Here is a 7658-nt window from a genome sequence, read left to right as displayed (position 1 = left end):
CCGCCCCCCCGCGCGCGCCCCAGCCCCGCCCCCACACCCCGGGTGCGGTCGTCCCGCCCCAACCCCCCCCCGCCCCCCGGCCGGCCCCCCCCGGGGGCCCCCCCCACCGGTCGGGCTGCTGATCGGCTGGCGGTGGGCCGCCGCGCTGGTGGGAACGGTGCTCGGCGCGATCGCGCTCCTGGCCTGGATACCGGTCTATCCGCCCGGAGTTCGCGGCCCGCGACCTTCGATCCGGCGCCGTGCGGGACTCCCGGCGCCACCACCCACGAAGAAGGGGCAGCGGCGCAAGCGCGAGCCGATCCGGCGTTCGATGTGGGTTTTCATCGCGCTCATCACGATCGCCTTCTCCGGACAGACACTGTCCTACTACGCCGTCACCGGCTGGCTGCCCACAGCTCTGATGGACATCCGCTCGATGAGCCAGCCCCAGGCCGGACTGGCTGCTTCCTTCTTCCAGTCCGCCGGGATCATCGGACCACTTCTGGTGCCCGTGCTCAGCAGCGCGCTGCAATGGTCTCCGCGGCGGATCGTGCTCGTGGTCGGGGCTGCCTGGGCGAGCCTTCCGGCAGGCATTCTGCTGGCTCCACAGCTGTGGCTGGTCTGGAACTGCCTGGGCGGTATGGCGCAGGGAGGGTTCTTCGCTGTGCTGATGGCTCTGCTGGTGCGCCGCTCTCGCAATGTCGACGAGAACCGCCAGGCCACGGCGGTGGTGCAGACAATCGGCTACTGCGTGGCCGCCACCGGCCCCGTCGTGGTCGGCTGGGTGCACGACAACATCGCAGGATGGGACGTCCCCTTCGCCATCATTCTGGTCGTCGTGCTGGTGATGGTCGCCTCAGCAACGATCGCGGTATGGCGAGGAATTGGCGATGAGGTGGTCTGAGCAGGCCGGCCGGCCCTGAGCTCACTTGACCGGCGATGGGCCGGGATGGCCCTCGAAGGCCTTCGGCCAGTCCTCGGCTCCGGGTGGCAGCAGCTCGGGATCGGCCTGCGCCACGAGCCGGCGCACCTCGTCCTTGGCGATCCCGATGGGCGAGTAGGGGTCGTGATCGTCCGGCTCGTCGTTCGCCATCAGCATCTTGTTCTCCTGGCGCCAGGCCTCCATCCTGGCCAGGATGATCCGCTTGTCGAGCTCGACGGCCTCGGCGTCGGCCCCGCGCACCACCTCCGCGGCCCGCATCCAGCCGTAGCCGCGGTTGATGGCCAGCAGGCCGGGGTCGATCGTCATGGAATCGTGCACCAGCACCTCAGGTGCGATGAGTACCGCACCTGTGCTCTCGGCGAAGCCGATCTCGTCGCGCACGGACTCGTTGGCACGGATGGAGTCGACCCGGTAGAGCACCGAGAGCAGGTCCTTGGAGCCGATTCCGGGTTCGGCCTGCATCCGGGGCGGACCCGCGATGATGACATAGGGCCTGGTCACGCCCAGATGAGCGACAGCCATCTCGACCGGCACATTCTCCCTGATACCGCCGTCGACATAGCTCTCGTCATCCATCTCGACCGACCTGAACACTCCCGGGATCGAGCAGGACGCCAGAACGCCCATCGATATGTCGAAAGTCCCCCCACCGATCGGTTCATCGTCCCGGTTCACGATCCGGCCATCCTCGCGCATGTAGCGCAGTTCGCCCGATTCCAGGCCGACGAAGGCGCAGCGCAGCACCATGCCCGAAGTCGTGACGTCCTCGGAGTGGAAGAAATCTCGCGACAGCAGCCGTTGCAGGATCACGCCGGGCTTGTAGAAGGAGCGCGAACTCTCCAGGCCGCGCCATGCCGATGTCAGATCGGCTCCGACCCGCCCGATGTGGGGCAGTTCGGAGAACAGCTGGTACAGCAGACCGGGCGACCATCCCACGGGCGCAGGCGGCTCCTCGGCCAGTGCCATAGCCACCGTCATCAGCTGCGGGGCCAGATTCTCGGTGCCGTCCTCCCCGGGAGGTTCCGGCAGTGGATTCACCGGCGGATCACCGGCCAGTGAGCGCAGGGGATGCGCGAGGATGCCCAGCACACCCGAGGGCTTCGCTGCCGAATCGGGTGATTCGCCGTCCGGCCCCATTTCTCCCTGCTCGACGTCAGCCTGACTGTCATCGGTCTGGCGCAAGCTGTCGAGCAGACCCGAATGGGTCTTCAGCCTGCTGAACCACTCCCGCTCGGCGAACATGTCCGAGCTGGTCTGCATCGACATCCACAGCCGGTCCACATTGTGAACCGCCTGCAGCTGCTTGGCAGGGTCACTCGACTGGGCAAGCAGTGCCCCGAGTATCGAGCCGGCGGAGGTTGCCGTGATCACCCTGGGGGCGATGTGCTCGCGCTCGTACAGATAGCGCAGCGCACCGATCTGGAAGCTCGCCTTCGACCCGCCGCCGCTCAGCACGAGGCCCTGCACCCCTTCGGTGCGCCCTGAGCGGCTCTTCGCATGTTTCCCCAAGGGCAGCGTGCCGAACCAGCCAGAACCAGACATGACCTCAGGGTAATGACTGCCTTTGCCGAACCGGTCGGACTGCATTCGCTGGACGGGACGGCGGAGCGCATGAGAGATACTGGCGCGTGTGAGTAGTTCGCCGCGCTATGCCGATCCGATCGATTTGAGCAAGTTCGCATGGCTGTCAATCGCGGCGGCGGTTGCCACGATCGCACTGAAATCGTGGGCGGCATGGATCACCGGCTCGGTGGGTCTGCTGTCCGATGCGATGGAGTCGGTCGTCAACCTGGTGGCAGCTGTCATCGCGCTCATCGCCTTGAAGGTGAGCATCCGCCCGCCGGACGACAACCACAACTTCGGGCATTCCAAGGCCGAATACTTCTCCGCCATCTGCGAGGGCATGATGATCTTCGTCGCGGCGGGACTGGTCATCTACACGGCGGCAGAACGGCTGGCCAATCCGCGTCAGACCGAGCAGCTCGGCATCGGCCTGCTCATCTCGCTGATCGCATCAGTGATCAATGGCATGGTGGGCACCATCCTGATTCGCAAGGGACGGGCGAAGCGGTCCGCGACCCTGGTCGCCGACGGGCAGCACCTGATGACCGATGTCGTCACCTCCGCGGCGGTGCTGATCGGTGTCGGCCTGGTGGCCATCACGCACATCCAGGTGTTCGACCCGATCGTCGCCATGCTGGCAGGTGTCAACATGGTGTGGACCGGATGGCGGCTGACCAGGCATTCCGTCGAAGGTCTGATGGACATCACACTCCCGCCCGATGTGGAAGCACGCATTGAGGGGGTTCTCGAGGGATACCGGGTGAAGGGCGATGCGGACTTCCACGCCGTGCGCACCCGCGAGTCGGGCAACCGCCGATTCATGGAGATGCACATGCTGGTGCCCGACGAGTGGAGCGTGAAGCGGGCACATGACCTGGCTGAAGCGGTCATCGACTCATTGGTGGCGGCCGAGCCGGATCTGAGGGTTTCGGTTCATCTGGAGCCGATGAGCGATCCGAAGTCCTACGAGGACATCGACGACGTGTGACCTGCGCGGCCATGCCTCGGTGTGCCCGTTAACCTGTGGCCCATGGCGATCATCGATCCCGGGGCTCCCCGTGTCGTCCCGGGTTGGGACGAGTACTTCCTCACCATCGCGCAGGCGGTGTCGCTGCGGGCCAAGTGCACCCGTCGGATGGTCGGTGCGGTGCTGGTGGGCCCCGACCATCGGATCATCGCCACCGGATACAACGGCGCAGCGCCCGGGCGTCCCGACTGCCTGGAGGGAGCCTGCCCGAGAGGACGGCTGCGTTACGACGAGATTCCCGAGCTGGGCGATTACGACCGTCCCGGCACGCCCGGTTTCTGCATTGCCATTCATGCGGAGGTGAACGCCCTGCTGTTCGCCACCCGTGACACCAAGGGCGCCACCGCCTATGTCACCGATCAGCCGTGCCCGGGTTGCCGCAAGGCACTGGCTGCGGCCGGCATCGTACGCGCCGTGTGGCCTGAGGGGGAACTGGACGAGGACGGCCTGGTCGATTTCGACCACTGAACAGACTGGTCGATGTCGACCACTGACTGCTGGAGGCGCTGCGAGCTCGTCTCAGGCCTTCTTGCCGGCCGTGCTCACGGCGTCTGTCTCGGGTTCGCCGCCGGGGATGATCGTGGTGATGCCGTAGTACTTGTAGAGGTCGGCTTCCTCGTCGGCGTCCAGGTGGCGGTCCGGATCGATCGTCGGCGCATCCTTCACGGTGCCCTCGGGATAGGGCACCCGGATACGCCCGGAGGCGATGTCTGCGTGGACCAGCGGCACGAAGTTCTCCTTGGTGCCGAACAGGCCGGTCTTCACCGTCACCCAGGTGGGCTGGCCCGTCTTGTCGTCCAGGTAGACCTGACCCACACCGCCGATCTTCTTGCCGTTCCGGTCGACCACCTCGGAGTTGTAGAGGTCGTCGAAGTTGTCATCCGGCATGAGCTGTCCTTTCCGCTTACGGCTGCTCACATGGCTGTCCGACCCACCGTATGCCACGAGCTCGTCTGAGGGGCAACGGTGCCCGCCCGGCTGGTGGAACAGGAGTCAGAGCTTGTTCAGCCATTCCTCGTCGTCATCAGGAGCCCGGTCCGGTGGAAGTGGCGGCACTCCCACACCGAAACGGCCCACCAGGATCCAGGCGATGGGGCCGGCAGCGGGCACCAGGACGACCAGGAGGGCCCACATCCATTTCGGCATTCCGGGCACGTCGAATTCGTCGGTCTGCACCAGATCGACGACTGCGTAGATCGTGATGGCCAGCAGCACGATCACGGGTAGGACGCGTGCCATGCACCAAGTTTAGGCCGATCACCCCGCACATACCGGATCGAAGGGGCACATATCGGAGCGAGGGGAATGCGTTGTGAAGTGGCAAGATCAGCTGGGGGAATTGTGCCCACCACGTTGTTGAGCACGCTGCATTCCACCGTTTCAGCTGACCTGGAGGACCCGCATGGCGACTGCTGCCGAATGGCTGGAGGGCGCTCGGCCGCGCACCCTCCCGACCGGGATGTCGCCGGTGCTGGCGGGCACTGCGATCGCCTGGTGGCAGGGCCATGCGCACATCGGCATCGCGCTGCTGTGCCTGGTGGTCGCCCTCGGGCTGGTCATCGGGGTCAACTTCGCCAACGACTACTCCGACGGGGTGCGCGGCTCCGATGAGAACCGGGTGGGGCCGCAGCGCCTGGTGGGCTCCGGAGCGGCACAGCCCAAGAAAGTGCGCGCGGCGGCATTCGGTTGCTTCGGCATCGCGGGCTCGGCTGGGCTGGTGGCGGTGATCCTCACCGGGCACTGGTGGTTGCTGGTGGTGGGCGTCGCCTGCGTGCTGGCCGCCTGGTTCTACACGGGCGGGCGCCATCCTTACGGCTATGCCGGGCTGGGGGAGGTCTTCGTCTTCGTCTTCTTCGGCCTGGTGGCCGTCGGTGGCACCGTGTACCTGCAGGCCGGAGGGGTGCCCGCACCGGGATGGGCTGCGGCCTGCGGCATCGGGCTGCTGGCTTGCGCGGTGCTGGTGACGAACAATCTGCGTGACATCGCAGGTGACACGGCATCGGGCAAGCGCACCCTGGAGACCAGGCTCGGGGACTCCGCCACCCGCTGGCTGTATGTGGTGCTGGTGGCGATCGCGGCCGTGAGCGTGGTCGTGGTGGCTGCGGGTACCACCTGGTGGGCGCTGCTCGGCCTTGCATGCCTGCTGCTGCTCGCGCCGGCCTGCCGGTCGCTGCTGGCCGGAGCCAATGGCATGGCCCTGGTCGTCACCCTCAAGGCCACCGGTCAGGGCGAGCTGTTGTACGCGCTGGGCCTGGTGGTGGGGGTGGGCATCGCCAAGCTGCTCAGCTGAGCCCTGTCAGCTGAGACCTCGCAACCATCCGCGCAGCGCCCAGGTGGCCCGGGTGTCGTCCTCGTTGTACTCCAGCAGCCGGCGGCGGAGCGCCTCCCGTTGGGCTTCATCGGTGGCATTGACCGCGGCAGCGAACCAGTGCTGCGAGTTCAGCCCGCCGGGCTCGGCGTCGCGCCAGTGGAAACCGGCGCCGTACTGCGCGACCGCTTTCAGGCCCACTCCGTGGGCGCCGAAGATGTTGCGCTTGACCACTCCGAACAGGTCGGAGAAATTGCTGCGGGTGAACTCGTGGGCGACGCGCAGGGTGTTCGGCAGCCGGCCCGCGGCGGCGATCCGCCTGATGTGCACCACTTCGAAGTCCGAGTAGTGGTACACACGGGCCTGCGGATGGTTCTCCAGGCAGTGCACCAGCCAGGTCATCGCCTCTTCCGCGAGTTCTTGCTCCTCGGCCCTGTCGAGCAGAGTGAAACGCGAGAAGTGCACATAGTGCGGGCCGTCCGGATCGTCGGGATCGTCCACCAGAAAGCCCCACAGATAGACCCTGTCGCGCACCGAGGTCTCGATGTCGAGGTCGAGCGACCAGCCAGGCTCTGGCAGCTCGATGTGGCCGCTGATGATTCTCTGCAGCTGCTGGCCGTGTGCCAGCAGCCCTGCCCGCCGCGCTGCCAGGCGCACCCTGTCCTCCGCACCCGGACGGTGCTGCACCTCGGGAAGGTATTCCGGAAGCAACGCCTCCAGATCGGTGGTGGCGAGCTGACGGGTGGTGGTGATACCCATCGACCTCAGCACGCTGATCTCGCGTGGATCCAGCCGGGCCTTGTCGATCTGCAGGCTGAGGTCTTCAGGATCGAGGCGATGGCGGCAGGCGGGCCACCACCGGCAGCTCTCGCATTCGCCCACGACCACGGGATTGACGGTGGGTGGGGGATCCTCCGGCGACCCATGGCGTTCCATCGCCACCTTGGCGATGTGCAGACGGAAGGCGAACTCGTGGTCGTAGCGCTCCAGGGCACTGTGCAGACGCCAGCCCCGTTCGGCGGAGCGCGCATAGGTGCGCAACTGCCTGGCCGTCAGGTCCACCCATGAGATCATCGTCTCGCCCGCCGGCGGCAGGCCGCCCCTGCTGTGCTTGCGGAGCCTCCAGAGACCGTCGTCCTGGGACGCCCGGTCGATGCCGATCACACCTCCGCGCGGGCTGGCGGAGGCCCACCCGGCGGCCTGCAGGATGCGCCAGTGATGCGCCAGTTGCAGCAGGTCGGGCTCGCGGCGGGCACGCACGCGGACTCCCGGCAACTGGCGGCGAGTCATCCCGTGACCGAGGGGCGTGCACCGCTGGAACTGCTCACCGCCTCCGGCTTCCAGCATCCTGTGACGCCGGACCAGCACGGGAAGGTAGCCGGGCGAACCGTCCTCGCGGGCAGGGCCGAGCACCAGGAGGTCGGGGGAACCCCTGCGGTGGCCTGGCGCGTCAGCCAGCAGAGCGGGAGCCAGGATGATCGGGGCAGAGCTGGCCACGGCCTCGGCCGTCGCACGGGCCCGCGTCGGCAGGTCGCTCGATGCGAGCTGCCGTAGATCCCTCGTGCCTGGCTGCGCGGCCAGCAGAGCACACACCTGTTCGGCGAAGGCTGTGGAGGAACGGTCAGGAGCTCCAGCGCCGTCGGCGGCGTCCTGGACGGCCCCCGGTGCACCATCAGGCAGCTGAACTGTCTCGTCGAAGCGGTTCTGCGTCTTGACAGGGCAGCTGCAGGCAGCTCGTGGCCCCAGGAAGAAAGGACTTCCAGCCTCGGGTCCGGCGTGTGATCTGGGGGCTCCGGTCAGTTCAGCTCCTGCGTGTCGAAGGTACTGCCGGGCCATCG

8 protein-coding genes are annotated in these 7658 nt (G+C 67.1%); 4 read left to right on the top strand and 4 right to left on the bottom strand.

Annotated elements, in window-relative coordinates; translation table 11 throughout:
• Window positions 1-115: 115 nt before the first annotated feature.
• Window positions 116-883: a CynX/NimT family MFS transporter gene (locus ABF648_RS06760; RefSeq protein ID WP_415631537.1), complete on the top strand. Its 768-nt coding sequence runs from the start codon at window positions 116-118 to the stop codon at window positions 881-883.
• A 21-nt stretch (window positions 884-904) separates the two neighbouring features.
• Here the strand turns inward: ABF648_RS06760 and ABF648_RS06755 are convergent, their stop codons facing one another.
• Window positions 905-2464, bottom strand: a complete 1560-nt coding sequence (locus tag ABF648_RS06755; protein WP_415631535.1) for a patatin-like phospholipase family protein — start codon at window positions 2462-2464, stop codon at window positions 905-907.
• A gap of 88 nt (window positions 2465-2552) precedes the next feature.
• Between ABF648_RS06755 and ABF648_RS06750 the strand changes: the two genes are divergently transcribed.
• Both ABF648_RS06750 and ABF648_RS06745 read left to right on the top strand, forming a co-directional pair.
• Complete coding sequence (locus tag ABF648_RS06750; protein ID WP_415631534.1) at window positions 2553-3473, top strand: cation diffusion facilitator family transporter; 921 nt, start codon at window positions 2553-2555, stop codon at window positions 3471-3473.
• Between the two features lie 42 nt (window positions 3474-3515).
• Entirely contained in the window at window positions 3516-3980 is a 465-nt protein-coding gene (locus ABF648_RS06745; RefSeq protein ID WP_415631533.1) for a deoxycytidylate deaminase, read from the top strand.
• Between the two features lie 51 nt (window positions 3981-4031).
• On the opposite strand, the gene ABF648_RS06740 is transcribed toward ABF648_RS06745, so the two are convergent.
• Window positions 4032-4400 (bottom strand): PRC-barrel domain-containing protein, encoded by a 369-nt coding sequence (locus ABF648_RS06740; RefSeq protein ID WP_415631532.1) that lies wholly within the window; start codon window positions 4398-4400, stop codon window positions 4032-4034.
• A gap of 105 nt (window positions 4401-4505) precedes the next feature.
• The gene (locus ABF648_RS06735; RefSeq protein WP_415631531.1) at window positions 4506-4751 is read right to left on the bottom strand and encodes a PLD nuclease N-terminal domain-containing protein; all 246 of its coding nucleotides are present in this window, start codon (window positions 4749-4751) and stop codon (window positions 4506-4508) included.
• 163 nt (window positions 4752-4914) lie between these two features.
• Between ABF648_RS06735 and ABF648_RS06730 the strand changes: the two genes are divergently transcribed.
• Window positions 4915-5802, top strand: a complete 888-nt coding sequence (locus ABF648_RS06730) for a 1,4-dihydroxy-2-naphthoate polyprenyltransferase (protein ID WP_415631530.1) — start codon at window positions 4915-4917, stop codon at window positions 5800-5802.
• A gap of 6 nt (window positions 5803-5808) precedes the next feature.
• Here ABF648_RS06730 and ABF648_RS06725 read toward each other — a convergent pair whose 3' ends face one another.
• On the bottom strand, window positions 5809-7656 hold the full coding sequence (locus ABF648_RS06725; protein WP_415631529.1) for a TM0106 family RecB-like putative nuclease: 1848 nt from the start codon (window positions 7654-7656) through the stop codon (window positions 5809-5811).
• Window positions 7657-7658 lie beyond the last annotated feature (2 nt).

It is taken from the genome of Propionibacterium sp. (genome assembly GCF_047719395.1).
Lineage (GTDB): Bacteria > Actinomycetota > Actinomycetes > Propionibacteriales > Propionibacteriaceae > Propionibacterium.
The sequence above is the reverse complement of the archived record's forward strand: the minus strand, read 5'-3'. Positions and strand labels throughout refer to the sequence as shown.